This window comes from Roseateles sp. P5_D6 (genome assembly GCF_054049415.1).
The window spans coordinates 115,755-142,527 of sequence record NZ_JBFUMK010000009.1; the positions used below are offsets into that span (position 1 = coordinate 115,755).

Here is a 26,773-nt window from a genome sequence, read left to right on the forward strand (position 1 = left end):
CGACCGGAGTCCACATGACCACCACTGCTTCCCGTTTCCCCCTCTCCCTGCTGATCGCCGCTGCGTTGACCGCCTGCGGCGGTGGCGGCACCGATGCCGCCACCGGCAGCCCGGCCCCCACGCCGCAAACGCCACAAACGCCGACGCCCACCACGCCGCCGCCCACCGCAGCAGGGTTCAGTTTCACGCTGGACACGGGCAAGGCCATCGTCTGGCAGGGCCAGCAGGCCAGCGTCGCCGTCGCCGTGCAGCGCGATGCCGGCTTCACGGACGCCATCCAGTTCAGCGCCGAAGGCATGCCCGCCGGTGCAACGACCGCAGCGCTCAGCGTGCCCGCCGGCAGCAACGCCGGCACGCTGACGCTGCAGGCCGCCACCACGGCACCGCACTCGCTGCCGACCAGCGTCACGATCAAGGGCGCTGGCGGCACGGCCAACGCCAGCAAGCCCCTGACGGTGACGGTGCGCGGCCAGGCGGGTGACATCGACACCAGCTTCGGTGGCGGCACGCTGGTGACGCCGGGCGGCATCACCGACGACTACGTGCGCGGCGTGACGGTGCAGGCCGACGGCAAGGCCGTCGTGGCCGGCTTCGGCGTCTTCGGCTCCACCACCGGCACCGACTTCATGGTGGTGCGCCACCTGCGCGACGGCGGCCTGGACCCGAGCTTCGGCAACGGCGGCAAGGTCAGCACCGCGTTCAACAACGGTGGCCGCAGCGATGAGGCCCAGGCCGTGGCCGTGCAGGCCGACGGCAAGATCCTCGTCGCCGGCAGCAGCGACCAGGGCGCCAGCGGCTATGACTTCGCGCTGGCCCGCTACAACGCCGACGGCACGCTGGACACGACCTTCGGCAGCGGCGGCCGCGTGACGACCTCCTTCGGCAACGGCGCCGACAAGGCCTACGCCCTGCTGCTGCAGCCCGACGGCAAGATCGTGCTTGGCGGCGACAGCAGCCAGGGCGCCAACGGCAGCGACTTCGCCCTGGCCCGCTACAACGCCGACGGCAGCCTCGATGCCAGCTTCGGCAACGGTGGCAAGGTGCTGACCGCCATCGGCAGCGACGGCGCGCGCGAAACCATCTACGCGCTGGCGCTGCAGACGGCCGCAGGCGTGTCCCGCATCGTCGCCGCCGGCGGCGAGGGCGACTTCATCGCCGCCGCCTACCGCGCCGACGGCACGCTGGATGCCGGCTTTGGCACCGCCGGCATCGTGCGCAGCCTGTTCGGCAGCATCACCGGCGCCGCTCGCGGCGTCGTCGTCACGGCCGACGGCAAGCTAGTGCTGGCCGGCCACCGCGACCACGATTTCGCCGCCGTGCGCTTGCTGCCCAACGGCAACCTGGACACAAGCTTTGGCACCGGGGGCCGTGCCGTCGTCGCCGTCAGCGCCGACAACTGGGACGAAGCCACCGCCCTCGTGCAGCAGGCCGACGGCCGGCTGCTGCTCGGCGGCTGGATGTACACCGGCAACAGCTCCAGCGCCGACACCGTGCTGCTGCGCCTGAACGCCGACGGCAGCCGCGACACCGGCTTCTCACCCAACGGCATCCGCGTCACCGCGGTGGCCAGCGGCGTGCGCACCGACTCAGGCCGCGCCCTGGCCCTGCAGCCCGACGAACGCGTGCCCACGGTGCGCGTGCTTCAAGCCGGCGAGGCCGGCGGCAACAGCGACCTTGACATCGTGCTGATGCGCCACTGGCTCTGAGCCCCCGACGCGCCGCCGCAAACTTCCTGGAGCCCTCATGTTCTCGTCTCGACGCCTGGCACCCCTGTGTGCCGCCCTGTTCATCCTCGCCGGCTGCGGCGGTGGTTCCGACCCGGCCACGCCTGGAAATCCGGGCACGCCCCCCACCCCGTCCACACCGGCCCCCGGCGCGCAGATGTCGGCGCTGTCCGGCTCGGCGCAACACGCCACCGTCTCCTGGACCGGCGGCAGTGCGGGCACCGCCTGGCGCCTGGAGCGCCGTCGCGAGGACGGCGGCGACTACGCCCTCGTCGCCGAAGTGGACAGTGGCGCGGGCCTCTGGCTGGACAGCGGGCTCGGTGCCGACACCGCCTACACCTATCGCCTCAGTCGCGCCGACGGCAGCGTGCTGGCCACGGCAACCGCCCGCACCGGCAGCGAGGCGGTGCTGACGACCGCGGCCCCGACGGCCGTGGGCGCGGGCATCCCGCTGCCCTACACGCCGGCAACGAGCAGCCTGCGCCTGGCGGACGGCAGCCTGCAGCTCGACCTCCCCGCCGGCAGCCTGAGCCAGGCCGGCACCGCGGCGCTGCAGCCCGTCACCAATCCGTTGGCCGACGGCGTCGGCCCGGGGTTGAGCCTCAGCCTGCCCGAGCGCCCGGCCCGCACGCTGACGCTGTCGATGCGTTACGGCGCCAACGAGGACGTCGACGAGGTGCTGCAGGACCGCATCGCGCTGCGCCAGGGCGACGGCAGCTGGTGGCTGCTGCCGCTGGCCGCCCATGACGAGGGCCAGCGTCTGCTGCAGGTCAGCCTGCCGCCCAGCCTTTGGGTGGAGGAGCAGCCCGCGGTGTCCGCGCAGCTGGCCCGTGCGGCGGCCACCTCGGTACGCGGCGTGAAGGGCCAGTTCGTGCGCGTGAAAGCGCACAAGCTCGTGCCCGCCTCGGCCAGCGTGCGCACCCTCGGCAGCCAGCGCTTCGTGCCTGTCAGCATCTATGTGATGCGCGGCAGCCAGCCCTGTGAGACGCAGACTGGCGAGGAGTTCTGCCTGCCCACGCCGGTGCTGCGCGACGTGCAGGTGCCGGTGCTTAATGCGAAAGCCGGCTTCCAGCGCCAGTGGACGCTGGAAGGCAGCACCACGCCCGCCGCCACCCTGGGCACGCTGGCCCTTGAGCCCCAGGCCGGCATCGTCTACACCGCGCCAGCCCAGGTGCCCGCCACCAATCCGCTCACGCTGCGTTTCCAGAGCGTCAACAACAGCAACGGGCGCCGTCTGGCGCTGAGCGCGAAGATCCGCGTCACCGAAGATGCCTGGGTCGGCAAACTGGAGGCCTTCGTCGGCGATCTCGGGGCGGGCCACAAGTACAACCTCGACACGCGTTGGACCCTTGATGCCGCGCTGAGCACCGCGACCCGCCGCGTCTACCACCCCACCGGCAATGCCGAGCACCTCTACACGGTGGTGGATCCAGTCTGCCAGCACACGGTCACGCCCACGCACATCCCGCTGGCGCAGGCCCAGGCCACCGGCCAGCTCATCGTCGATGAATCCACCAGCCCGGCGCGCTACAAGCTGGACCTGGCCACGCTGTGGAATTCGACGATGACCGTCAGCTGCCCGACCGGCAGCACCAGCGCGCCGACCAAAGCCGGGCATGTGTGGACCGCCGAGGGCGTCGTCACGCAAGGCCGCATCGCGGGCTCCGACAACGGTCTGGGTGAGCGCAGCTGGGCACTGGGGCGCCCGCAGTGAAATCGTTCGTCGCGTTCAGGGTTTACCCAGAATCGTTGCGGTCGGCGTAAACGTCAGCCGGCGAGGTTGATTGATCGTCCTGGGGGCCGCTCCCACACTGCGGCCGCATACCGCCACTGAATGGCGGACCTGGAGACATCAAGTGACCCTCAATCGACGTCAATGGCTCGGCAGCACCGCCGGCACCGCCGCCTCCCTCTGGCTGCCCAGCGCCCAGGCCCAGACCGGCGCGCTGAAGATCTCGCACCAGTTCCCCAGCGGCACGCTCACCGAGGGCGACTTCCGCGACCGCTTGTGCCGCAAGTTCGCCGCCGAGGTGGAGAAGCGCAGCAGCGGCGCATTGAAGGCCTCGGTCTACCCAGGCTCGTCGCTGATGAAGACCAATGCCCAGTTCTCGGCCCTGCGCAAGGGCGCGCTGGACATGAGCCTGGTGCCGCTGTCCTATGCCGGCGGCGAGGTGGCCGAGACCAATGCCGGGCTGATGCCGGCCCTGGTGCCCAGCTACGAGCAGGGCGCGGCGTGGAAGACGGCGGAGGTGGGCAAGCTGTTGTCCAAGGTGCTGGACGACAAGGGCGTGCTCATCGTCAGCTGGGTCTGGCAGGCCGGCGGTGTGGCCAGCCGCGCGCGGCCGCTGGTGACGCCGGACGATGCCAAGGGCCTGAAGGTGCGCGGTGGCAGCCGCGAGATGGACATGATGCTGAAGCAGGCCGGCGCCTCGGTCATCACCTTGCCGTCCAACGAGATCTACGCCGCCATGCAGACCGGCGCCATGGACGCGGCCATGACCTCGTCCACCAGCTTCATCTCCTTCAAGCTCGAGGAGATCGCCAAGCACCTGACCTCGGGCCGCCAGCGCACTTACTGGTTCATGTTCGAGCCGCTGATGATCTCCAAGGAGGTCTTCAACAAGCTGCCCAAGGCCCAGCAGGACATCGTCATGGCCGTCGGCGCCGAGATGGAAGTCTTTGCGCGCGACGCCGCCAAGGCCGATGACCAGGCTGCGGCTGCGATCTACGCCAAGGCCGGCGCCAAGGTCTACGACATGGACGAGCCGACGTTGAAGAAGTGGCAGGCCATCGCACGCGACACCGCGTGGAAGGACTTCGGCGAGAAGAACGAATCCTGCGCCGCCATCCTCAAGGCCGCGCAGAAGCTGCTCTGAGGCCGCCATGAGCCACGGTTTTGAATTGCAGCCGGCGGCGGTGGCCGGCATCGACCCCGACACGCCCGCCCTGCTGCGCCCCATCGCGCGCGGCCTGAACTTCATCAACCACGCCATGGTCGTGCTCGGCATGCTGGCCCTGCTGGTGGCCTCCTGCGTGCTGACCTACAGCGTCGTGTCGCGCTATGTGATGAAGGCTTCGACCGACTGGCAGGACGAGGCAGCCGTGTTCTGCCTGGTCGGCGCCACCTTCCTGTGCGGCGCCTTCGTGCAGTCGCTGCGCGGCCACGTCGGCATCGAGGCCATCGCCGGCCTGCTGCCCCGCGCCGTGAACCGCCTGCGCCTGATGCTCGTGGACCTGATGGGCACCGCCTTCTGCGCCTTCTTCGCCTGGAAGTCGTGGACGCTGTTCCACGAGGCCTGGGTCGACGGCCAGACCACCTCGTCTTCCTGGGCCCCGCCGCTGTCGATTCCCTACGGCCTGATGTCCGTGGGCATGACGCTGCTGAGCCTGCAGCTGCTGGTGCAGCTCACGGCGCGCGTGAACGGCCTCTTCAAATCCAATTCAGGAGTCGCAGCATGAGCATGCTCGTCCTCGGCTCGCTGTTCGGCGTCGTCACGCTGCTGTTCATGTTCTCGGGCGCGCCGATCGCGTTCGCGCTCGGCAGCGTCGCGGTGCTGTTCATGGCCATCTTTATGCCGGCCTCGGCGCTGGACACGGTCACGCAGAACGTCTACGAGGAGATGGCCAGCATCACGCTGCTGTCCATTCCCCTCTTCATCTTGAAAGGCGCGGCCATCGGCAAATCGCGCGCGGGCCAGGACCTGTACGCCGCCATGCACGTGTGGATGGGCCGCATCCCCGGCGGCCTGGGTATTGCCAATGTGTTCGCCTGCGCGCTGTTCGCGGCCATGGCCGGCTCCAGCCCGGCCACCTGCTCGGCCATCGGCAGCGCCGGCATCCCGGAGATGCGCAAGCGCGGCTACTCGCCCGGCTTTGCGGCCGGCATCATCGCTGCCGGCGGCACCCTGGGCATCCTGCTGCCGCCGTCCATCACGATGATCCTGTACGCAGTGGCGGCCGAGCAGTCGCTGGGCCGGCTGTTCCTGGCCGGCATCATGCCGGGCGTGCTGCTGGTGGCGCTGTTCGCCGGCTACGCGGCGCTGCGCTACCGCAAGGAGTACGCGCTGGCCGAGGCCGAATACAAGCGCACCGGTGCCGCCTCGGCGCTGCTGGCCAACGAGACCTTCACCAACCGCCAGAAGTTCGAGATGCTGCCGCGCGTCGTGCCCTTCGTGCTGCTGCTGATCGGCGTCATGGTGGCGCTGTATGGCGGCTTCGCGACGCCGTCGGAAACCGCCGGCCTGGGTGCCCTGCTGGCGCTGGCGCTGATCGCCGTCATCTACGGCGTGTGGCGGCCCAAGGACGTGGCGCCCATCCTCCAGTCGACGCTGAAGGAGTCGACCATGCTGATGCTCATCATCGGCATGTCGCTGCTGTTCTCCTACGTGATGAGCTATCTGCACATCAGCCAGTCGGCGGCGGAGTGGATCGTCGGCATGCAGCTGTCCAAGTGGGTGCTGCTGGCCGCGGTGCTGCTGATGGTCATCCTGCTGGGCTTCTTCCTACCGCCGGTCAGCATCATCCTGATGACGGCACCCATCATCCTGCCGCCGCTGAAGGCCGCCGGCTTCGACCTGATCTGGTTCGGCATCCTGATGACCATCGTCATGGAGACCGGCCTCATCCACCCACCGGTGGGGCTGAACATCTTTGTCATCAAGAACATCGCGCCCGACATCGACCTGCGCGACATCATCTGGGGCGTGCTGCCCTTCGTCGTGCTGATGTTGCTGGCGGTGCTGCTGATCTGCATCTTCCCGGGCATTGCCACTGCTCTGCCGGACGCGGTCATGGGCGTCGCCGCCAAGGCGCATTGAGGAGCCGGCCATGAATGCTCCCTCCTGGAACCTGCGCGACCGCCAGCGCCGCGAGCGGCTCTCGCGGGCGGCCGAACTCACCGGCGTACAGGGCCGGCGCGTGGCGACCGACGCCATCGTGCCGCTGCTGGAGGCCGTGCTGCAGCCCGGCGACCGTGTCTGCCTGGAAGGCAATAACCAGAAGCAGGCCGACTTCCTCGCCCAGTCGCTCACGCAGGTGGACCCGCAGCGCGTGCGCGACCTGCACATGGTGCAGTCGGTGCTGGCCCTGCCCGAGCACCTGGACGTGTTCGAGAGCGGCATCGCCAAGCGGCTCGACTTCAGCTTCTCCGGCCCGCAGGGCGCGCGCCTGGCCAAGCTGGTCAGCAGCGGTGGCATCGAGATCGGCGCCATCCACACCTACCTGGAGCTGTTCGCGCGCTACTTCGTCGACCTGACGCCCAAGGTTGCCCTCGTGGCCGCGCATGCCGCGGACGCGCAAGGCAACCTCTACACCGGCCCCAATACTGAAGACACGCCGGCCATCGTCGAGGCCACGGCCTTCTCGGGTGGCATCGTCATCGCCCAGGTCAACGAGATCGTGGACGTGCTGCCGCGCATCGACATCCCGGCCGACTGGGTGGACTTCGTCGTGCAGGCGCCGCGCCCCAACCTCGTCGAGCCGCTCTTCACCCGCGACCCGGCGCAGATCAGTGAGATCCAGGTGCTGATGGCCATGATGGCCATCAAGGGCATCTATGCCGAGTACGGCGTGCAGCGCCTGAACCACGGCATCGGCTTCGACACCGCGGCCATCGAGCTGCTGCTGCCCACCTATGCCGAGTCGCTGGGGCTGAAGGGCAAGATCTGCAAGCACTGGGCGCTGAACCCGCACCCTGCTCTCATTCCTGCCATCGAGGCCGGCTGGGTGGAGTCCATCCACTCCTTCGGTTCCGAGCTGGGCATGGAGGACTACATCCGCGCCCGCTCCGACGTCTTCTTCACCGGCGCCGACGGCAGCTTGCGCAGCAACCGCGCCTTCTGCCAGGCCGCCGGTCATTACGCCTGCGACCTCTTCATCGGCTCGACGCTGCAGATCGACTTGCAGGGCAACAGCTCCACCGCGACGCTGGGCCGCATCACCGGCTTTGGCGGCGCTCCCAATATGGGCGCCGACGCGCGCGGCCGCCGCCACGCCAGCCCCGCCTGGCTGAAGGCCGGCGCCGAGGCCCGTGCGGGAAGGCAAGGTGCCGCCGGCACGCCTCGCGGCCAGAAGCTGGTGGTGCAGATGGTCGAGACCTTCCGCGAGCACATGCAGCCCGCCTTCGTCGAAAGCCTGGACGCGTGGACGCTGCAGGAACAAGCCGGCATGGCCCTGCCGCCGATCATGATCTACGGCGACGACGTCAGCCACATCCTGACCGAGGAAGGCATCGCCAACCTGCTGCTGTGCCGCAGCGATGAGGAGCGCGAGCAGGCCATCCGCGGCGTGGCCGGCTACACGGCGGTGGGGCTGGCGCGGGATGCGCGCATGGTGGAGAACCTGCGCGATCGTGGCGTCGTCAAGCGACCTGCCGACCTCGGCATCGACCCGCGCGACGCCACACGCAACCTGCTCGCCGCGCGCAGCATGCGCGACCTCGTGCGCGCCTCGGGCGGCCTGTACAGCCCGCCCAAGCGCTTTCGCAACTGGTGAGGATTTGATGACCACCCCTGGCCTCGAAACCCTGGACTACGCCTTCACCGGCACGCGGCCTGCTGGTGCCTTCGCGCCAGTGCTGGTCGGCGTCGTCGGCTCCGGCAACCTCGAAGTGCTGCTGGAGCCTGCGCCCGGCAGCGATTGCCGCGTCCACATCGAAACCTCGGCGCGTGGCTTCGGCACCATCTGGTCGGCAGTCGTCAGCGACTTCCACCAGCGCCACCAGCTCGCAGGCGTGCTGCTGTCCATCCACGACATGGGCGCCACGCCCGCCGTCGTCAGCCTGCGGCTGGACCAGGCCGCGCAGGAGCTGCAGCCGTGATCACCTCCTACGCTGAATGCTCGGCGCGCGAGCGCCTGGCCGGGGTTGTTGATACTGGCAGCTTCCACGAGTGGCTGCCGCCCGCGATGCGGCTGACCAGCCCCCACCTGGCGCAGCTTGGCGTGCCCTCCTCTTTCGACGACGGCGTGGCCATTGGCCGCGCAACGCTGGCTGGTCAGGAGATCTTCGTCGCCGCGCAGGAAGGCCAGTTCATGGGCGGCGGCGTCGGCGAAGTGCATGGCGCCAAGCTCGTCGGCCTGCTGAAGCGCGCGCTGCGCGACCAGCCACGGGCCGTGCTGCTGCTCGCCGAGTCGGGTGGCGTGCGCCTGCACGAAGCCAACGCCGGGCTCATCGCTGTCTCCGAGGTGATGCGCGCGCTGCTTGATGTGCGCGCGGCAGGCATCCCGGTCATCGTGCTGATCGGCGGCGCCAATGGCTGCTTCGGCGGCATGGGCATCGTCGCGCGCTGCGCCGACCACATCGTCATGAGCGACCTGGGCCGCTTGGCCATGTCCGGCCCCGAGGTCATCGAGGCCTCGCATGGCGTCGAGGAGTTCGACTCACGCGACCGCGCGCTGGTGTGGCGCACCACGGGCGGCAAGCACCGCTGGCTGACTAGCGACTGCGACGTGCTGGTGGAAGACGACGTGGCCGAGTTCCGCGCGGCAGCCATTGCGGCGCTGGATTCGGGGCGGCCGGTCACGCTGGAACTGCTGGAAGCCGAGCACGCGCGGCTGAGTGCGCGGCTCACTTTCGACGGCTCCGAAGCCATTGCGTTGTGGGCTTCGCTCGGCGTGCAGAGCGCCTCCCACGTGCCCGACCTCGACGTGGCCGGTGTGCTGGCCCTGGGAGCCCGCTGATGGACTGGCAGACGCTTGCAACCCAACTCTTCGGCGCCGATCACGGCATCACGCGCGACGGTGATTTCCTGCGCGGCGAGGTCGAGTTCGACGGCGAGCCCATCGCCGTCATCGGCACCACCAACCACGCACCCATCGGCGTGCAGCTCGCGCTGACCCAGGCCCGCGCAGTGCTGGACACGATGGCCCAGCACCCCGGCCGCGCCATCCTGCTGCTGATCGACACCCAAGGCCAGCAGCTGCGCCGCCGCGACGAGCTGCTGGGCATCAACCGCGCGATGGCCCATCTGGGCATGACGATCGACCTCGCCCGCCGGCGCGGCCACCGCGTGCTGGGCCTCGTCTACGACCAAGCCTTGTCCGGCGGCTTCATCACCTCGGGCCTCATCGCCGACGCCTGCGACGCACTGCCCGAGGCCGAGATCCGCGTCATGCGCCTGCCGGCCATGGCGCGCGTGACCAAGCTGCCCGAGGCGCTGCTGGCGCAACTGTCCGAATCCAATCCGGTGTTCGCGCCCGGCGTGGACAACTACGTCGCCATGGGCGGCGTGCGGCGGCTCTGGCAAGGCGACTTGACCCAGGCGCTGCGCGAGGCCCTGGCGGATGCGCCGACCGATGACCGGCGTGCTGAAGATGGCGCCGCGCGCGGCGGGCGGCAGATGGCCGCAGCGGTCGCGCAGCGGGTGCTCGACGCCGCCTGAACCATGGCCGCGCTACATCGCCACCAGATCGCCTGGCTGTCGGCCGTGGGCTGGCAGGGCCTGCTCGGCGGCAGTTGGGACGCCGAAGCCCTCGACTGCCTGGGTCACTGGGCTGCGCGAGGCCTGCCCCTCGTCGTCACGCGCCAACGCGACGACGACGGCATTGCGTTGGGCCTGTGCGCGCCGCGCCGCTGGGGCCATCGACGCATTGCGCTGCGCGTCGAGCGCACCGAGGTGCTGTACTTCGACGAGTTCCCGCGCCTGGACCAGGTCCTCACCCAACTGCCTCAGAGCACCCGCGCACCCGCCCGCCAGCTGGCCCTGGCCCTGCAGGCCTGCGGCGCAACGGCCCGCGTCTACGGCAGCCATGGCTGGCAACACATCACCGGACTGCAGCACGTGCGCGAGGGCTCGGATCTCGACGTGTGGGTAGGAGTCGGCAGCAAGGAACAGGCCGATGCCGCGGCCGCCGCATTGAACGCCTTCGCCTCGCCCTCCCGGCGGATCGATGGCGAACTCGTCTTCGACGGCAACGCCGCCGTTGCCTGGCGTGAGTGGCTCGCCTGGCGCAGCGGTGGCCCGCAGGCTCTGTTGGTGAAACGGCTCAACGGCGCTTCGATGGAGGCGCTGGCATGAGGCCACATCGCGCGCTGGCGCCCAGCGCCCCCACGCCCCAGCAGATCGGCCGCGCCGCCACGCTCGCGCTCTATGACGAGCTCGCGCTGTCACCCAAGCCCGGCCTCGTCACGCTGACCGACCGCGGCAGCCATGCCGACATGGACGCCCACAGCTTCATGCGCAGCCTGTTCGCGCTGCGCAGCTACTTTGTTCGCATCGCCGAACTGGGGGCCGCTGGCGCGCCCTTCGAGGCGCTGGAGCGCTGCGGCATCGCGGCCGAAGCCCGCATGCTGGCCGCCACGGGCGGCATCAACACGCACCGCGGCGCGATCTTCATGCTGGGCTTGCTGTGCGCTGCAGCGGGCGCGCTGGGCCAACAACCCACTCCTGCCCTGATCAGGCAGACGCTGCTGACGCGCTGGGGCGAGACGCTGGCCGCTCGCGCGCAGCGCCCTCCCACGCTGCCCGGCGGGCTGGCTGCGCAGCGCTTTCAACTGCGCAGCGCTTCGACCGAAGCCGCTCTGGGCTTTCCGACGCTGTTCGAGACGGCCGAGCCAGCCTTGCGTTCGGCCCGGGCGCGCGGCCTTTCGGCGGCCGCGGCCCGGCTCGACACCTTGTTCGCCGTCATGGCCGTGCTGGACGACAGCAACCTCGCCCACCGCGGCGGCCTCGAGGGGTTGCGCTTCGCGCAGGCCACCGCGCGAGACTTCCTCGCCACGGGTGGTGCATCCCAGGGCCTCGAAACGGTCCAAACGATCAGCGCCGAGTTCGTGCGCCAGCGCCTGTCCCCCGGTGGCGCGGCCGACACACTCGCCGCCGCCTGCTGGCTGGAACGCCTGAGCTGAATGGGCCTGGCGCTGCTCTTCCCCGGGCAGGGCGCACAGCACCCGCAGATGCTGCCCTGGCTGGACGCACAGCCCGCTGCCAGGCCGGCGCTGGATGCCCTGGCCCGGCACCTGGGGCCGGGCTGGCGTGATCGCCTGGGTGACTCGGCCTGGCTGCATGCCAATCCAGTGGCCCAGCCGCTGCTGACGGGTGTTGGCATCGCGGCTTGGCAGGCGCTGGCGGCGCGCTTGCCGCCACCCGTGGTGGTGGCGGGCTACAGCGTCGGCGAGCTGGCCGCATTCGCGGCGGCGGGTGTGTTTGACGCCTCAACCGCCCTCGATCTCGCGGCTGTTCGCGCGCAGGCCATGAGTGACAGCGTGGCCGGCCAGGACACGGGGCTGCTTGCTGTTCAGGGCCTGAACGCGCTGCGCCTGGCCCAAGCCTCCGCAGCCTCGTTGGCGATTGCGATCCGCATCAGCGCGGAGCGCGTCATCGTCGGCGGCGTTGCGGCCGAACTCGACGCCAACGCAGCCCGCTGGTCCGCCGCTGGCCTGCGCTGCACGCGCCTGCCCATTGGCATCGCCTCGCACACGCCGGCCATGGCGGCTGCGGCGACGGTATTCGCACGGCACCTGGCGACGGTCAGTCTCCAGGCGCCACGCACCGCCGTGGTCTGCAACTTCACCGGTGCTGCCAGCAGAGTCCCCGCCGCGCTGGCGGCCGCACTTGCCGGCCAGATTGCCAGCACTGTGCGATGGGACGACTGCATGGACAGCATTGCCGAACGCGGCGTTCGCTGCGTGCTGGAAATCGGCCCCGGTGCCGCATTGGCCTCCATGTGGCGCGAGCGGCACCCCGACATCCCGGCGCGGTCGATCGACGAGTTCCAGGCGCCGGACGGCGTGCTGGGCTGGCTGGGCCGGCAACTCAGCTGAGCTGTAGGTGTTTTCTCTGGTATGACCACATTGGGTATAAATGAGAAACTGGTAATACCGCAATGAGCTCTGGCTCAGACGTCACCAGGCAACTCAAATCCCACGGGCGTCTCGCCCGGTCCGCTAACAACACGCAGGAGACCATCGTGCATCGATTCAAGTACGTCATCAGCGCAGCACTGCTCGCTGTTTCGCAAGTGGCCGCCGCGGATACCGCCGAAGCGAGCATCAGCAACATCAACTTCAGCACTTCCCAGGGATGGGCCCAGGTGTTCAAGGGAGTCACTTGGCTGCCGCTGCCATCGGGCGCATCGGTTGCGCTGGCGGATCCAAGTTTCAGCGACACCGCCAGCGGCTGGCAGGGAGATGTGATCGGTGCATCGGTTGCCTCTGCTGGCTCCATCGCGGAAGCCAAGTTGACTGCGACAACCGCCACCGACAACTCCCGCAGCTTGAACGGCGTGTCCGCTTCGGCGAAGGTCAACGTCACCGGAGGACAGTCCGGTTGGGCCAACGCGAAGGTTTTTGATGGTTTGTTCCAGGCCAGCGAAAATGCAACCGTCACCGTGACCGTCGSCTTGAGCAGCCTGCAGGTCAGTGGCCCTCACGGGCAGGCGAATGTCTACATCGACTTTTGCAGTTGGGCGGAAACCTGCGCTCCCGGCAACTACACGGAAGCCTTCATCGACTCGTCCTTCCCGAACTACACCGGCCCGACGCTTTTGAGCGCCACCTGGACGAATCCGGGAGAGGCGGGCTTTTTCAGAATGGCCATCGGTTTGGCGGTGTCTGCCGACTCCGTGACCGCCGTTCCGGAACCGGCGACCATGGCCCTCTGGCTGGCCGGCCTGGCAGGTGTAGGCGCACGTCTTCGCCGCCGCAAAGATTAGTTGGCTCGTCTCCGAGTCGGCCAGGCACACGTTGACCTGGTTTGGTCGCGCGATCTCCAACGGGATCGCGCGACGCATTTTTTCCTTTGACAAATCAAGCGCCTGGCTCGGACAGCCGCAGCAGCGCTTGCCTTGAATCAGCAGTTCGATCGACGGGAAACCAAGTTATGTCACGCGCGCCGCGCATTCTTCATTGGCTCAGCCTCATGCTCTTCGCGGCGCTCGCGCTCGCGGCTACTGCTGTCCAGGCCGCCGGCCGCGAACGCCTGTCACTCGACAGCGGCTGGCTTTTCCATCGCGGCGACGTCTCAATGCCCGTGGTCAAGGGTCACGGCATGAGCTATCACAACGGCAAGGCCAACGGCGCCTGGGGTGCGGCTGCCGCAGACTTCGATGATTCCGGCTGGCGGCGCCTGGACCTGCCGCATGACTGGGCCGTCGAGAACCCGTTCGACCGCAACGAGAACGCGTCTCAGGGCTATCGCCAGCGCGGCATCGGCTGGTACCGGCGCTATCTGCCGCTGCCCGAATCCGACCGCGGCCGCCACATCGAGCTGCAGTTCGACGCGGTCGCCACGCACAGCACGGTCTGGGTCAACGGCATCGTCGTCGACCGCAACTGGTCGGGCTACAACGGCCGCAGCATCGACATCACGCCCTATGTCCGTTACGGCGCCGACGCCAACACCATCGCCGTGCGCGTGGACGCCGACGCACAGGAAGGCTGGTGGTACGAAGGCGCCGGCATCTACCGCCACACCTGGCTGGTCAAGCGCGACGCGCTGCACATCGCCACCGACGGCCTGCATGCCAACCCGGTCCAGCGCAACGGTCGCTGGAGCCTTCCGGTCGAAGTGACGTTGCAAAGCAGCGCCAAGGCCGAGCGCAGCGGCACCATCGACGTGGTCGTGATCGATCCGTCGGGCCGCGAAGTGGCCAAGGGCAGCGCCCGAGCGCGGGTTGCCGCGCTCGAATCGGCCGTCGCCCACATCAAGCTCGACGTGCGCGAGCCCAAGCTGTGGTCGCTTGCGCAGCCCCACGTCTACCGTGTGCGCGCGACGCTGCGCGACGGCGCGAACGAACTCGACCGCACCGAAACGCAGACCGGCTTCCGGTCCATCCGCTTCGACGCGGACCGCGGCTTCTTCCTCAACGACCAATCGGTCAAGCTGCAGGGCGTCTGCGTCCACCAGGATCACGCCGGCGTCGGTGTCGCCGTGCCCGAAGCCATCTGGGAGTTCCGGCTGCGTCGCCTCAAGGAGATGGGTACCAACGCGATCCGCTTCTCGCACAACGCGCCGGCGGCCGAGGTGCTGGATATCGCCGACCGCCTGGGCCTGCTCGTCATGGACGAGAACCGCCACTTCAACCCCTCGCCCGACTACCTGAAGCAGCTGACGTGGATGGTGCGGCGCGACCGCAATCATCCGAGCGTGATCCTGTGGTCCATCTTCAACGAGGAGCCTCTGCAGAGCACCGAGCCCGGCTATGAGATGGCGCGCCGCATGGTTTCCGAGATCAAGAAGCTTGACCCGACGCGGCCAGTGACGGGCGCCATGCACGGCGGCCTGTTCACCGACCTGAACGCCGCGGATGCGCTCGACGTCGTCGGCGTGAACTACCAGATCAGCGCCTACGACCCTTATCACAAGAAGCACCCGAAGCGCCCGATGACGAGCACCGAGGACACCGCGGCCTACATGACGCGTGGCGAGTTCGCCAGCGACCGCGCCGGCCAGGTGTTCGGCAGCTACGACGACGAGCCCTCGTCCTGGGGCAACACTCACCGCCAGGCCTGGCGCGCCATCGGCGAGCGGCCCTTCATCGCCGGCAGCTTCATCTGGACGGGCATCGACTACCGCGGCGAACCCACGCCGTATGAGTGGCCCAGCGTCGGCTCCTTCTTCGGCGCGATGGACCTGGCCGGGTTCGCCAAGACGGCGTTCTGGATCCACCAGGCCCAGTGGGTCAAGGATCGCCCGGTCGTCAAGTTGGTGCCCCACTGGAACTGGACCGGGCGCGAAGGCCAGGCCGTGCACGTGATGGTCGCCAGCAACGCGCCGCGCGTGCGCCTGCTGCTCAACGGCACGGCCGTCGGCGAGCAGGATGTCGACCCCTATGAAATGGCGCACTTCAAGGTGGCCTATGCGCCGGGACGCATCGAGGCCGTGGCCCTGCAAGACGGCAAGGAGATCGCACGCGATGCGGTTGAGACCAGCGGAGCGCCCACCCGCCTCGTGCTGACGCCGGACCGCAAGGCGCTGATCGGCGACGGGCTGGATGCCATGCCGGTGACGGTCAGCGTCGTCGACGCCCAAGGGCGACCAGTGCCGACGGCGAACGCCCACGTGCGCTTCGAGATCGATGGCCAGGCCAGCATCATTGGCGTCGGCAACGGCGACCCGAACTCCCACGAGCCCGACAAGGCCAGCGAGCGCAGCTTGTTCAACGGCCTGGCGCAACTCATCGTGCAGGGCCGGCGCGACAGCCGCGGTGAGCTGAAGTTGCGTGCCTTCGCCGAGGGCCTGCAGGCCGCCGAAGTCGTGCTGGCACTGCAGCCCGCCGCAGCGCCGCCGAGCGTGCCGACCGCCGAGCCGACGACGCCGCTGCTGGGCTGGCGCGTCTCGCCGGCCTACGCCACCCGGCCCGACCCCAACGTCGTGCTGGCCGAGACCGACATGAACTCCTGGGGTTGGGACGAGCCGCCGATGCGCCATGACGCTGGGGCGAAATCCTTCCGTCTGTACCGCAGCAGCGTGTCGGTGCGTGCGGATCGCAACGACGGCCGCGCACAACTCGTCTTCGGCAGCATCGCTGGCAAGGCCGAGGTCTGGGTGGACGGCGTCAAGCTGGGCGAGAAGAACACCGTCGAGCCCGCACAATTTGCCGTGACCCTGCCCCAGGGCGGGCCGCGCCGCCAGGTGACCGTGCTGGTCGAAGCAGCGCCGGGCCAGCCCTCGGGCCTGTGGGGTCGCGTGGTGCTCGAGCCAGGGGTACGCTGAGCCGGCGCCGCCCGCTCACCCTCGGGCATTTCCGATGGCCGCGTTCGAGACGGGCGTGGCGTCGCCGACAACATCGAACGGGAATTCCTGCCTTGAACGTGAACCTTCGCGCGCCGCTGGCGCTCTGCCTGGCCTGCGTCCTGAGTCTTGCCGGCTGTAGCACGTCGTCGCTTAGCCCCATCGCGCAGCCGCAACAGTCCGCTGAGATCGACACCCAGGCCATACAGCTGAACCAGGTGGGCTATCTGCCCGAGAGCGCGAAATGGGCAGTGCTGCGCGATGTGCCCGCCAGCAGCTTTGCGCTGGTCGACGCGGTGACTGGACAAGAAGTCTGGCGCGGCCCGCTGCGCAGCGGGCAACGCTGGGAGCCGGCGCAGGAGGTGCTGCACCTGGCCGACTTCTCTGCCTGGCGTCAGCCCGGCCGATACCGGCTGAAGGTTGCAGGGCTTGCGCCTTCTGCTCCTTTCGTCATCGCGGCAGACGCCTATGTGGCGCTGAATGCCGCCGCGCTCAAGTTTTTCTACTACAACCGAGCCAGCATCGCGCTCGACCCCGTCCATGCGGGTGTCTGGGCGAGGCCCGCAGGTCATCCGGACGACCGCGTGCTCGTGCATGCGTCAGCCGCTGGCCCTGGCCGGCCTGAGGGCTCCGTCTTCTCAGCGCCAAAGGGTTGGTATGACGCCGGCGACTACAACAAGTACATCGTCAACTCCGGCATCACCGTCTACACGCTGCTGGCGGCCTATGAACATTTCCCGGCCTTCTTCGATGCGCAGCGCCTGAACATCCCCGAGAGCGGCAACGGCCTGCCGGACGTTCTCGATGAAGCACTGTGGAACCTGGAGTGGATGCTGTCCATGCAGGACCCGGTCGATGGCGGCGTCTATCACAAGCTCACCGACAAAGGCTTTGACGGCATCGTGATGCCCCATGAGGCCCGGCACGACCGCTATGTCGTGATGAAGACGACGGCAGCCACACTCGACTTCGCCGCCGTCATGGCACAGGCCAGCCGCGTATTCGCGGCGTTCGAGGCGCAGCGCCCGGGGTTGTCGGCACGCATGATGGCCGCCTCCAAGCGTGCCTGGGACTGGGCCAAAGCGCATCCCGACGTCATCTACCGCCAGCCGGCCGACATCCACACCGGCGGTTATGACGACAACCAGCTGGCTGACGAACTTGCCTGGGCCGCCGCAGAGCTCTACATCAGCACACGCGAGGACGGCTACTGGCACGCGTTCAAGCAAGCCGTGCCGCGCATCGAGATTCCGGGCTGGAGCAGCGTCGGGGCGCTGGCATGGGTAAGCCTCGCCCAGCATCGCGACCGATTGACCCCGGTAGCGGACCGCAGGCTCATCGAGGGCCAGATCAGGTCCTTGGCCACCGCGCTCGCCGAGCGTTGGGATCGATCGCCCTATCGCCTGGCCATGCAGACCGAGGACTTCATCTGGGGCAGCAATGCCGTGGCCCTGAACCAGGCCTTGATGCTCATTCAGGGATACCGCCTCGACAGTGACCGCCGCATGCTCGATGCCGCACAGTCGGCACTTGACTTTGTCCTCGGGCGGCACCCCAGCGGATATGCCATGGTGACCGGCTTCGGAACGCGCTCGCCGCTGCATCCGCACCACCGTCCGTCTGGCGCGATGCCACGACAGCCGCCGGTACCCGGCATGATCGTCGGCGGCCCGAACCCCGGCTCGGGCGACGATTGCCCCGGCGCCTATCCTTCCAAGGTGCCGGCCAAGGCCTACCTCGACGCCTTGTGCAGCTACACSACCAACGAGRTCGCGATCAACTGGAACGCRCCGCTGGTSTACGTATCAGCGGCCGTTCAAACGCTGACTCCCAAGCCATGAGTCACAAGCCGCGCATCGCACGACAAACCCGGCTCAAGGCCGGGGCTGACGATTCGGATTGGTGAGCGGTGCAGGGTTCGAGCCTGCGACCCCTGCCGTGTGAAGGATGGGGTTTTGGATCTCATCACGAGTTCACCGAAGCCCTGCTCATTGCCTCGTCGCCGAAGCTCCCGCCGGCTTCAACGCCTGAACTCGTCGGCGGCAATGCCGAACTTGCGCAGCTTGTCGTACAGCGTCTGCCTGGCGATGCCGAGGGCCGCGGCGGTGGCCGGCTGGTCGCCCTTGTGCCGCCGCAGTTCCTCGAGGATCACGGTACGTTCGAAATGCTCGACCTGCTGCGGCAGTCCGTGCGCCAGCAGGCCGCCCTGCTCATCGACGCCACGGGCCTGGGTCAGTCGGGTGCCCAGCAGGCCCAGCACGAAGCGGTCGGCCACGTTGCGCAGCTCGCGCACGTTGCCGGGCCAGGCGTAGGCCATCAGGTCCGCCAGTTGATCGCTGCTCAGCAGGGGTGCCGCGCGCCCGTAGCGGCTGGCCGCCAGCAGGGTGAAATGCTCAAACAGCAGAGGGATGTCTTCACGCCGTTCGCGCAAGGGCGGCAGTTCGATGAAGGCGACGCCGATCCGGTAGTACAGGTCGGCCCTGAACTTCTGCTGCTCACTCAGGCGGACGAGGTCATCCTTGCTTGCGGCGACCACGCGGCAGTCGAAGGGGATGGCCTTGTTGGAGCCGATGCGCTCGATGCTGCGCTCCTGCAGCGCCCGCAGCAGCTTGATCTGCACGGCCATCGGCATGCTTTCAATCTCGTCGAGGAAGAGCGTGCCGCCGTGCGCATACTCGAACTTGCCCACCCGCACGCGGTTCGCGCTGGTGAAGGCGCCAGCCTCATGGCCGAACAGCTCACTCTCGGCCAGCGCCTCGGGCAGGCCGCCGCAGTTCAAGGGCACGAAATGATGGCGCCGGCGCTCGCTGTGGTCGTGCAGGCAGCGCGCGACGAGTTCCTTGCCGGTGCCGGTTTCGCCGTAGATCAGCACGTCAGCGGATGTTTCCGCCAAAGCCATGACCGTGCGGCGGACCTGCTGCATCTGGGTCGAACGGCCAATCAGCACCGACTGGATGCCATGCCAGTTTTCCAGCGCATCGTGCAGCGCCCGCACCTGCAGGCTCAGCTGGCGCTGCTCCACCGCATGGCGAACGATGGCGATCAGCCGCTCGGAGTTGAAAGGCTTTTCGATGAAGTCGTAGGCGCCTTCGCGCATGGCCTTCACCGCCATCGCGATATGGCCATGGCCGGTCACGAGGATCACCGGCAGCTCGGGGTCGATGCGGCGGATATCTGGCAGCCAGTCGGTGCCGCTCAAGCCGGGCAGGCGCACGTCGCAGACCACGATGACCGGCGCGTCAAAGCTGACCTGGCTGCGCGCTCGCTCTGCGCTGGCGAAGACCTCGACGTCGAAGCCGGCCAGGTTGAGCGCCTGGGCGGTGCTCATGCGGACGTCGTCGTCGTCCTCGACGAGCAAGACTCGAATCGCTGGGGCGGCGGTGGCTGTGTTCATTCCTGTGGCTGGGCGGTAGGCATGTCGAGTGTGAAACACGCGCCGCCATCGGCGCGGTTGTGGGCCTGGAGCGTGCCGCCGACGGACCGCGCCAACTCGGCCGAAATGACCAGGCCCAACCCCAGGCCGGCGCCGGCGGGCTTGCTGGTCACGAAGGGCTCGAACAGGCGCGGCAGGATGTCGGCACGGATGCCTGGGCCGGTGTCGGCGACGGTGAGGATCACGCGTTCCTCCTGCAGCCGGGCGTGCACCCGCAGCAGGCGCCGGGGCGCGCCCCGCATTGCATCGATGGCATTGCGCATCAGGTTGCTGAGCAGGCTGCCCATCGCGGCCTCGTCGGCCAGCACTTCCAGCCCGGGCGGCTGCACATCGGCCTCGAAGTGGATGTTCAGCGCCTGCAACTCGGCGCCAAGACCGGCCTGCGCATCGGCAATGCAGCGCGCCAGCGGCAGCATGGTGCGCGGCAGGTCACTCTTGTAGGCGAACGTCTTCAGCTGCGTGGTCAGGCGTGCCAGCCGGTCCACCATGCCGGTGATGCGTTGCAGATTGCCGCGCACGTCGTCCGGGCGGCCCTGGTCCAGCAACACGCAGGCGCTGTCCGACAGCGTGCGCAGCGCCGTCAGCGGCTGGTTCAGCTCATGCGCCATGCCGGCCGACATCTGGCCCAGCGCCACCATCTTGCCGGCGTGGACCAGCTCGCTCTGCGCGGCCCGCAGCTGTGCCGTGCGCGCCACCACGGTCGACTCCAGGCTGTCATGCGCCGCTTGCAGCGCGGCCTGGCTGGCCAGCTTGTGGCGCACGGCGCGGCGGCGCTGCCACAGCGTCACGGCCACCAGCAGGAGCACGGCCATCGCCAGGCTGGCGGTGATGGCGGCGTAGCGCGCGGCGGCATGCAGCGGCGCCAGATCATCAAGCGCCACCAGGCGCCAATGGCTGCGCTGAAGTGGGCGCGTCGACGCCAGATGCGCCACGCCGTCGAGCGCCACGAGCTGCGTGTCCTTCGAGGGCGCCTGCAGCGGCACCCAGTCCAAGGGCTGCATCGCAGCGGAGCCGTAAGGCCGCGAGCGCTGCACCTCGGCAAGCTGGCCGGCATCCAGCGGCGCCAGCGGGCGGTAGCGGAGGTCGTCTCGGGTAGACAGGATCACGACGCCGCGCTCGTCCACCAGCACCACTTCGCCAGGCAACTTGCGCCAGGCCTTCACCGCCTCCTCGATATTGACCTTGACGGCCACCACGCCCTGCACCTCCGTACCGCTGCGCAGCGCGTACGACATGTAGTAGCCGGGCTTGCCGCTGGTGATGCCAACGCCGTAGAAGCGGCCCCGGCCGTGCTGGATCGCCTCGCCGACATAGGGCCGGAACGACAGGTCCTGTCCGATGGTGGTGCCCGGCTGATCCCAGTCCGAGGCCGCCAGCGAGACGCCGCTCGCATCAAGCACGTAGAGCATCTCCGCGCCCGTCGTCGCCATGACGCCGTTCAGGTAGCGATTTGCGGCTTCCCGGTGCGCCGCCTTTGACGGGCTCTCCAGCAGCGCCGGCACCACCGGGTTGGTCTCAAGCAGGGCGGGCAGATAGTCGAAGCGCGCCAGGTCGGCTTCGAGCCCGGTGGCGAACATGTCCAGCCGATGCGCTGTCGCCTCGCTCAGCCGCGACAGGCCGGTCCGCAGCGCCATCTCGTGGCCTGCATAGGCAGCAGCCGCGACCAGCAAAAGTGCGGCGCCCCAGCGCGTCAGGCCGCGCCAGCGGCGCCTGGCGGCGGTGTCGGAGCGCAGGACCGGATCGCGTGGAGTCATCTGCCGTGTATCGCACAAGGCCGGGTTCCACGCATCAGCAGCAGCACGATGCTGGCTCATGCGTAGTTCAATTCACCCGCCTTGCCACGGAACACGCGGTAGGAGAACACGGTGTAGCCAATGATGGCCGGCACCGAGATGCACACGCCAACCAGGATCACCTTCAGCGCCTCGGGGCTGCTGGCCGCCTGCCAGAGCGTCAGCTGATCCAGCACGACATAGGGATAGATGCTGTAGGCCAGGCCCAGGAAGCCAAGCACGAACACCAGCACCAGCAGCGCGAACGGCAGCCAGCACAGCGGCCCGCGCACCTGGGGCGCCTTCAGCAATGCCAGCACCGCCAGCAGGCTGACGCCGGTCATCATCGGGATGGCCAGCAGCGCAATGATCTCGGGCAGCGCGAACCAGCGCTCGCGAACCGTGGCGCTGACCCAGGGCGTGGCCATCGAGATCAGCACCAGCCCGCCGACCATGGGCGCCCAGGCGATACGGGCCCAGGCCACAGCGCGCACCTGCAGTTCCCCCTCGGTCTTCATGATCAGCCAGGCCGCGCCCATCAACACATAGGCCATGGGCAACGCGATAGCGATGGCCCCGGCGAACAGCGGGTAGTTCCAGCCCTCGCCAAACCCGCTGACATAGCGGCCCAGCATCCAGCCCTGGGMCACCGAAGCCAGCGTCGAGCCGGCGAAGAACARGCGGTCCCAGGTGCGCTTGTGCGTGTCCTTGGCCTTGACGCGAAAGTCGAAGGCGACGCCGCGCAGGGTCAGGCCTACCAGCATCAGCGTCACCGGCAGGTAGAGCTCGCCCAGCACCAGGCCATGGGCCTTGGGGAAGGCGATAAGCAAGATGCCCACGCCGAGCACCAGCCAGGTTTCGTTCGCGTCCCAGAAGGGGCCGATGGACGCCACCATGACGTCCTTCTCGGCGTCGGTGGCGCGGTGCATCAACATGCCCACGCCGAGGTCGTAGCCGTCGCTGACGACATAGATCAGCATGGACACGCCCATCAGCACCATGAAGATGATGGGCAGGGCGGCGTCGAAGCTCATCCAGTTCATGCCGCGCCTCCTTGCACAACCGGGGAGGTGATGGCGCCGGCCGGCGTCACCGCTTGCTCGGCCGCGTCCATCGCCAGCACTTCCTCGGGCTTCTCTGCCATGTACTTCAGCACCGTGACGTAGGCAAGGATCAGCGCCAGGTAGAGCGCGACGTAGAGCACCAGCGTCGCCCCGACCATGGCCGACGGCACCTTGGACACCACGTCGGCGGTGCGCACCAGGCCGTAGACGATGAAGGGCTGGCGGCCGATCTCGGTGACATACCAGCCGGCCAGCGTCGCGACCCAGCCGGAGAAGGTCATGCCGGCAAACAGCCACAGCAGGGCGCGCGGCAGCGCCCTCGCCTGCCAGCCAACCCGCCGGCCCAGCCACCAACCCAGCCAGCTGGTCGCGAGCATCAGAAGGCCGATGCCGACCATGACTCGGAAGGCGAAGAACAGCGGCAGCGGCGGCGGGTGCGCATCGCCAAAGCTGTTCAGGCCCTTGATCTCGCCGTCCAGGTCATGGGTGAGGATGAAGCTGGCCACCCGCGGCAGGCCGACCTCGAAATGGTTGCTGCGCGTGGCCGCGTCGGGAATGGCGAACAGCAGCAGCGGCACGCCGCGCTCGGTCTCCCAGACACCTTCCAKCGCRGCGATCTTSGCCGGCTGGTGATSSAGSGTGTTCAGGCCRTGCWKGTCGCCGACGAAGATCTGCACTGGCACCAGCAGCGCGGCCAGCGTGATGCCCACGCGCAGCACCCGCGGCGCCGAGCGCTGCGCCACGCCGCGCAGCAGCTGCCAGGCCGACAGGCCGGTCAGCAGGAAGGCGCAGGTCAGCGCCGAGGCCAGCACCATGTGGCTGAAGCGATAGGGGAAGGAGGGGTTGAAGACGACCTCCAGCCAGCTCTTGACGTGATAGGCGCCATCGCGAATCTCGTAGCCGGTTGGCGTCTGCATCCATGAGTTCAGCGCCAGGATCCAGAAGGCCGACAAGGTGGTGCCGAAGGCAACGAAAAAGGTCGACATCAGATGCACCTTCTCGCTGACCTTACCGTGGCCAAACAGCATGATGCCGAGGAAGCCGGCCTCCAGAAAGAACGCCGTCAGCACCTCGTAGCCCAGCAGCGGGCCGGCGATGTTGCCGACCCGCTCCATGAAGCCGGGCCAGTTGGTGCCGAACTGGAAGCTCATCGTGATGCCGCTGACCACGCCCAGCGCAAAGGTCAGCGCAAACACCTTGGTCCAGAAGCGGTAGGCGTCCAGCCAACCGCGGGCCAGCGCGGCATCTCGGCCGTGCCGCGTCTTCAGCCAGCGCCAGCGGAAGAACAGCAGCAACCAGCCCATGCCGATGCTGATTGTGGGGAACAGGATATGGAAGCTGATGTTGGCCGCGAACTGCATGCGGGCCAGCGTCAGTGCATCCATCGTTGCTCCCCTTTATCAGCGGGTCAGGACTTGCGCGACCGGGTCGGCGCCGGGGCCGGGGCCGAGCCGCCCTGTTGCAGCGCATCGGACATGCCGATCAACACCCCGCTGACCAGCGTCGTGTAGCTGTCCAGCATCGCCTGCGACGCTTTCAGGCCCAACGCCCGGCCATCGCGCAGGCCTTGCTGCGCCTGGTCCATCAGCTGCTCAAGCGTCGCGCTGGCCTGCGTGCCCGTACCGGTGGCCTTGCCCTGCATGCCCTTGAGCACATTCGCCCACGGCCCTTCGGGAATGGCGGCAGCGCCCGCGCCTGCCGAGGCCTTGCGCACGGCTGAGAACAGCGCGTCCTCCATCTTGTCGATGTCCGCCAGGGCCTTCTTGACCTGGGTTTCGCCGAGGCTGACGCCCTGGTCGACCATCTGCTGCAAGGCCTTGCGATTGGCCTGTACGGCCTGCTCCAGCGCGGCGTCCATGCCGGAAAAGGCCTTGCCGAGCAGGCCCTCGACGGCAGACGCGTCGAGCGGACTGTTGGCCGCACCGGTGGACGCCGCCTTGGCCACCGTGTTGAGCACCTGCTTGATGTTGGCCAGGCTCAGCTCGCGGCCCTGCAAGGCCTTCAAGGTGCCTTCGTAGACAGCCTTGCGCAAGGCATCGCCCTGCTTGGCCGTCGCTTGCGAGAACTGGTTGATCAGCGCGTCCTGATCGATGCCGTGTTTGATCATGGTGTCGCCCTCATTGCATGTGTTGACCGCCATTGATGGCGATATTGGCCCCGGTGACGAAGGCCGCCTCCTCGGAGGCCAGGTAGATGATCAGGCCGGCCACCTCCTCGGGCTTACCCAGGCGCCCGACCGGGATGTGCGGCAGGATCTTGCTGTCCAACACCTCCTTCGGAATCGCCGTGACCATCTTGGTGCCGATGTAGCCGGGCGAGATGGTGTTGACGGTGACGCCCTTCTTGGCCACCTCCAGCGCCAGCGCCTTGGTGAAGCCGTGCACGCCGGCCTTGGCGGCCGAGTAGTTGGTCTGGCCGAACGCRCCCTTGGAGCCATTGACCGACGACACGTTGATGAYGCGGCCCCAGCCCCGCTCGRCCATGCTGTCGRCCACCTGCTTGCTCATGTTGAACAGGCTGTCGAGGTTGGTGCGCAGCACCGCATCCCAGTTCACCTTGTCCATCTTCTTGAAGGTCATGTCGCGCGTGATGCCGGCGTTGTTGACCAGCACGTCGATGGCGCCCAGCTTGGCCTGCACGGCGGCCACCGCGTCACCGCAGGAGTCGTAGTCCGCCACGTCGCAGGGCACGGCCAGGATGTCGTAGCCGCGCTCCTTCATCTGCGCCAGCCATTCGGCATGCGTCTTGTTGCCCGGCGAATAGGTCACCGCGACCTTGTAGCCGGCGTCGACCATCTTGACGGAAATCGTCTCGCCGAGGCCGCCCATGCCGCCGGTGACGAGCACCACATGTTGTTGAGTCATCGTTTGTCTCCAGTGTGTTGTTGAGGAAGTGACTTCACGCGAGTTCTACCGCCAGCGCAACCCCCATGCCGCCGCCGATGCACAGCGAGGCCAGGCCCTTGGCCGCGCCGCGGCGGCGCATCTCGTGCAGCAGCGTCACGAGGATGCGGCAACCCGACGCGCCGATGGGGTGGCCGATGGCGATGGCACCGCCGTTGACGTTGATCTTGCTGGTGTCCCAGCCCATCTCCTGGTTGACCGCGCAGGCCTGGGCCGCGAAGGCCTCGTTGATCTCCATCAGGTCCAGATCCTGCGCGTTCCAGCCGGCCTTTCGCAGGCACAGGCGCGAGGCCGGCACCGGCCCCATGCCCATGATGGTCGGGTCCAGCCCGGCGCTGGCATAGCCGCGGATCACGGCAAGAGGCTTCAGGCCCAGCGCGGCGGCCCGCGCGGCCGACATCACCAGCACGGCGGCGGCGCCGTCGTTCAGGCCGGAGGCATTGCCGGCCGTCACGGAGCCGGCCTTGTCAAAGGCCGGTCGCAAGCCAGCCAGGGCCTCGGCGTTGGTCTTGCGGTTGACGAACTCGTCGGCCGCGAAAACGATCGGGTCGCCCTTCTTCTGCGCAATGCTGAAGGGCAGGATCTCATCGACAAAGCGCCCTGCCTCCTGCGCCGCCGCGGCCTTCTGCTGCGAGGCCAGGGCCAGCGCATCCTGCATCTCGCGGCTGATGCCGTACTTCTTGGCCACGTTCTCGGCCGTCGTGCCCATGTGGTACTGGTTGTAGACGTCCCACAGGCCGTCGACGATCATCGTGTCGACCAGCTTCCAGTCACCCATGCGCTGGCCGTCGCGCGAACCGGGCAGCACATGCGGGGCGGCGCTCATGTTCTCCTGGCCGCCGGCGATGACGATCTCGGCGTCACCGCACTTGATGGCCTGGGCCGCCAGCATCACGGCCTTCAACCCCGAGCCACAGACCTTGTTGATCGTCATGCCCGGCACCGAGACCGGCAGGCCGGCCTTGATGACCGTCTGGCGCGCCGGGTTCTGCCCCGAACCGGCGGTCAGCACCTGGCCCAGGATGACTTCGGACACCGCGTCGCCCGGCACGCCGGCCTTTTCCAGCAAGCCCTTGACGACATGCGCGCCCAGGTCCGGCGCTGCGGTCTTGGCGAGGGTGCCGCCGAATTTGCCCACTGCTGTTCGCTGTGCGGCCACGATCACGATATCGGTCATGTCTGTCTCCTTGGGGTTGAATAGATCTGCTTGA

The 26,773-nt window shown here is 68.3% G+C and carries 22 protein-coding genes; 15 read left to right on the forward strand and 7 right to left on the reverse strand.

Annotated features, from left to right (window positions below; genetic code table 11):
• Positions 1 to 14: 14 nt before the first annotated feature.
• The 15 genes from ACXJKM_RS14170 (at position 15) to ACXJKM_RS14240 (ending at position 18,231) form a co-directional block, all read left to right on the forward strand.
• Entirely contained in the window at positions 15 to 1,706 is a 1,692-nt protein-coding gene (locus tag ACXJKM_RS14170; RefSeq protein ID WP_457353104.1) for a delta-60 repeat domain-containing protein, read from the forward strand.
• Positions 1,707 to 1,743: 37 nt separating this feature from the next.
• Positions 1,744 to 3,438 carry a hypothetical protein gene (locus tag ACXJKM_RS14175; protein ID WP_457353106.1) on the forward strand — a complete coding sequence of 565 codons (1,695 nt, stop codon included), beginning with the start codon at positions 1,744 to 1,746 and terminating at the stop codon, positions 3,436 to 3,438.
• Positions 3,439 to 3,580: 142 nt separating this feature from the next.
• Positions 3,581 to 4,600 carry a TRAP transporter substrate-binding protein DctP gene (gene dctP / locus ACXJKM_RS14180; protein ID WP_056201536.1) on the forward strand — a complete coding sequence of 340 codons (1,020 nt, stop codon included), beginning with the start codon at positions 3,581 to 3,583 and terminating at the stop codon, positions 4,598 to 4,600.
• Positions 4,601 to 4,607: 7 nt separating this feature from the next.
• A complete protein-coding gene (locus ACXJKM_RS14185) occupies positions 4,608 to 5,183 on the forward strand; it encodes a TRAP transporter small permease (RefSeq protein ID WP_056201533.1) in 576 nt (191 codons plus the stop codon).
• Positions 5,180 to 6,541: a TRAP transporter large permease gene (locus tag ACXJKM_RS14190; protein WP_056201531.1), complete on the forward strand. Its 1,362-nt coding sequence runs from the start codon at positions 5,180 to 5,182 to the stop codon at positions 6,539 to 6,541. The genes ACXJKM_RS14185 and ACXJKM_RS14190 overlap by 4 nt, the downstream gene beginning before the upstream one ends.
• Before the next feature lie 10 nt (positions 6,542 to 6,551).
• A complete protein-coding gene (gene mdcA, locus ACXJKM_RS14195; RefSeq protein WP_056201528.1) occupies positions 6,552 to 8,216 on the forward strand; it encodes a malonate decarboxylase subunit alpha in 1,665 nt (554 codons plus the stop codon).
• A 7-nt stretch (positions 8,217 to 8,223) separates the two neighbouring features.
• Positions 8,224 to 8,541 (forward strand): malonate decarboxylase acyl carrier protein, encoded by a 318-nt coding sequence (gene mdcC / locus ACXJKM_RS14200; RefSeq protein ID WP_056201526.1) that lies wholly within the window; start codon positions 8,224 to 8,226, stop codon positions 8,539 to 8,541.
• Positions 8,541 to 9,401, forward strand: coding sequence for a biotin-independent malonate decarboxylase subunit beta (locus ACXJKM_RS14205; protein ID WP_056202439.1), 861 nt, complete (start codon positions 8,541 to 8,543; stop codon positions 9,399 to 9,401). Before mdcC ends, ACXJKM_RS14205 begins: the two co-directional genes overlap by 1 nt.
• Positions 9,401 to 10,102, forward strand: a complete 702-nt coding sequence (locus ACXJKM_RS14210; protein ID WP_056201524.1) for a biotin-independent malonate decarboxylase subunit gamma — start codon at positions 9,401 to 9,403, stop codon at positions 10,100 to 10,102. The genes ACXJKM_RS14205 and ACXJKM_RS14210 overlap by 1 nt, the downstream gene beginning before the upstream one ends.
• 3 nt (positions 10,103 to 10,105) lie before the next feature.
• Positions 10,106 to 10,738, forward strand: a complete 633-nt coding sequence (mdcG, locus tag ACXJKM_RS14215; protein WP_056201521.1) for a malonate decarboxylase holo-[acyl-carrier-protein] synthase — start codon at positions 10,106 to 10,108, stop codon at positions 10,736 to 10,738.
• On the forward strand, positions 10,735 to 11,565 hold the full coding sequence (mdcB, locus tag ACXJKM_RS14220; RefSeq protein WP_056201517.1) for a triphosphoribosyl-dephospho-CoA synthase MdcB: 831 nt from the start codon (positions 10,735 to 10,737) through the stop codon (positions 11,563 to 11,565). Before mdcG ends, mdcB begins: the two co-directional genes overlap by 4 nt.
• Positions 11,566 to 12,480, forward strand: a complete 915-nt coding sequence (locus tag ACXJKM_RS14225; protein WP_457353110.1) for an ACP S-malonyltransferase — start codon at positions 11,566 to 11,568, stop codon at positions 12,478 to 12,480. It begins immediately after the preceding gene.
• A 146-nt stretch (positions 12,481 to 12,626) separates the two neighbouring features.
• The gene (locus ACXJKM_RS14230; RefSeq protein WP_457353112.1) at positions 12,627 to 13,370 is read left to right on the forward strand and encodes a PEP-CTERM sorting domain-containing protein; all 744 of its coding nucleotides are present in this window, start codon (positions 12,627 to 12,629) and stop codon (positions 13,368 to 13,370) included.
• Between the two features lie 206 nt (positions 13,371 to 13,576).
• Complete coding sequence (galA, locus tag ACXJKM_RS14235) at positions 13,577 to 16,372, forward strand: beta-galactosidase GalA (protein ID WP_457353114.1); 2,796 nt, start codon at positions 13,577 to 13,579, stop codon at positions 16,370 to 16,372.
• A gap of 98 nt (positions 16,373 to 16,470) precedes the next feature.
• Complete coding sequence (locus ACXJKM_RS14240) at positions 16,471 to 18,231, forward strand: glycoside hydrolase family 9 protein (RefSeq protein WP_457353264.1); 1,761 nt, start codon at positions 16,471 to 16,473, stop codon at positions 18,229 to 18,231.
• Between the two features lie 179 nt (positions 18,232 to 18,410).
• Here the strand turns inward: ACXJKM_RS14240 and ACXJKM_RS14245 are convergent, their stop codons facing one another.
• Genes ACXJKM_RS14245 through ACXJKM_RS14275 form a run of 7 tightly spaced genes read right to left on the reverse strand, consistent with a single transcriptional unit; the run spans position 18,411 to position 26,739 of the window.
• Positions 18,411 to 19,784, reverse strand: coding sequence for a sigma-54-dependent transcriptional regulator (locus tag ACXJKM_RS14245; protein WP_457353116.1), 1,374 nt, complete (start codon positions 19,782 to 19,784; stop codon positions 18,411 to 18,413).
• Positions 19,781 to 21,577, reverse strand: a complete 1,797-nt coding sequence (locus tag ACXJKM_RS14250; RefSeq protein ID WP_457353118.1) for a sensor histidine kinase — start codon at positions 21,575 to 21,577, stop codon at positions 19,781 to 19,783. Before ACXJKM_RS14250 ends, ACXJKM_RS14245 begins: the two co-directional genes overlap by 4 nt.
• A gap of 56 nt (positions 21,578 to 21,633) precedes the next feature.
• The gene (locus ACXJKM_RS14255) at positions 21,634 to 22,629 is read right to left on the reverse strand and encodes a cytochrome d ubiquinol oxidase subunit II (protein WP_457353266.1); all 996 of its coding nucleotides are present in this window, start codon (positions 22,627 to 22,629) and stop codon (positions 21,634 to 21,636) included.
• A 5-nt stretch (positions 22,630 to 22,634) separates the two neighbouring features.
• Positions 22,635 to 24,044: a cytochrome ubiquinol oxidase subunit I gene (locus ACXJKM_RS14260; protein WP_457353120.1), complete on the reverse strand. Its 1,410-nt coding sequence runs from the start codon at positions 24,042 to 24,044 to the stop codon at positions 22,635 to 22,637.
• A gap of 23 nt (positions 24,045 to 24,067) precedes the next feature.
• Positions 24,068 to 24,766, reverse strand: coding sequence for a DUF6781 family protein (locus ACXJKM_RS14265; RefSeq protein WP_457353122.1), 699 nt, complete (start codon positions 24,764 to 24,766; stop codon positions 24,068 to 24,070).
• A 10-nt stretch (positions 24,767 to 24,776) separates the two neighbouring features.
• The gene (phbB, locus tag ACXJKM_RS14270; protein WP_457353124.1) at positions 24,777 to 25,523 is read right to left on the reverse strand and encodes an acetoacetyl-CoA reductase; all 747 of its coding nucleotides are present in this window, start codon (positions 25,521 to 25,523) and stop codon (positions 24,777 to 24,779) included.
• A 34-nt stretch (positions 25,524 to 25,557) separates the two neighbouring features.
• Positions 25,558 to 26,739, reverse strand: coding sequence for an acetyl-CoA C-acetyltransferase (locus tag ACXJKM_RS14275; RefSeq protein WP_457353126.1), 1,182 nt, complete (start codon positions 26,737 to 26,739; stop codon positions 25,558 to 25,560).
• Positions 26,740 to 26,773 lie beyond the last annotated feature (34 nt).

What these genes read in the sequence shown, in the direction of transcription:
- ACXJKM_RS14170 (WP_457353104.1), top strand. Translation starts at nt 15, where the DNA reads ATGACCACCACTGCTTCCCGTTTCCCCCTCTCCCTGCTGATCGCCGCT.
- ACXJKM_RS14175 (WP_457353106.1), top strand. Translation starts at nt 1,744, where the DNA reads ATGTTCTCGTCTCGACGCCTGGCACCCCTGTGTGCCGCCCTGTTCATC.
- ACXJKM_RS14185 (WP_056201533.1), top strand. Translation starts at nt 4,608, where the DNA reads ATGAGCCACGGTTTTGAATTGCAGCCGGCGGCGGTGGCCGGCATCGAC.
- ACXJKM_RS14190 (WP_056201531.1), top strand. Translation starts at nt 5,180, where the DNA reads ATGAGCATGCTCGTCCTCGGCTCGCTGTTCGGCGTCGTCACGCTGCTG.
- mdcA (WP_056201528.1), top strand. Translation starts at nt 6,552, where the DNA reads ATGAATGCTCCCTCCTGGAACCTGCGCGACCGCCAGCGCCGCGAGCGG.
- mdcC (WP_056201526.1), top strand. Translation starts at nt 8,224, where the DNA reads ATGACCACCCCTGGCCTCGAAACCCTGGACTACGCCTTCACCGGCACG.
- ACXJKM_RS14210 (WP_056201524.1), top strand. Translation starts at nt 9,401, where the DNA reads ATGGACTGGCAGACGCTTGCAACCCAACTCTTCGGCGCCGATCACGGC.
- mdcG (WP_056201521.1), top strand. Translation starts at nt 10,106, where the DNA reads ATGGCCGCGCTACATCGCCACCAGATCGCCTGGCTGTCGGCCGTGGGC.
- mdcB (WP_056201517.1), top strand. Translation starts at nt 10,735, where the DNA reads ATGAGGCCACATCGCGCGCTGGCGCCCAGCGCCCCCACGCCCCAGCAG.
- ACXJKM_RS14225 (WP_457353110.1), top strand. Translation starts at nt 11,566, where the DNA reads ATGGGCCTGGCGCTGCTCTTCCCCGGGCAGGGCGCACAGCACCCGCAG.
- galA (WP_457353114.1), top strand. Translation starts at nt 13,577, where the DNA reads ATGCTCTTCGCGGCGCTCGCGCTCGCGGCTACTGCTGTCCAGGCCGCC.
- ACXJKM_RS14245 (WP_457353116.1), bottom strand. Translation starts at nt 19,784, where the DNA reads ATGAACACAGCCACCGCCGCCCCAGCGATTCGAGTCTTGCTCGTCGAG.
- ACXJKM_RS14250 (WP_457353118.1), bottom strand. Translation starts at nt 21,577, where the DNA reads ATGACTCCACGCGATCCGGTCCTGCGCTCCGACACCGCCGCCAGGCGC.
- ACXJKM_RS14265 (WP_457353122.1), bottom strand. Translation starts at nt 24,766, where the DNA reads ATGATCAAACACGGCATCGATCAGGACGCGCTGATCAACCAGTTCTCG.
- ACXJKM_RS14275 (WP_457353126.1), bottom strand. Translation starts at nt 26,739, where the DNA reads ATGACCGATATCGTGATCGTGGCCGCACAGCGAACAGCAGTGGGCAAA.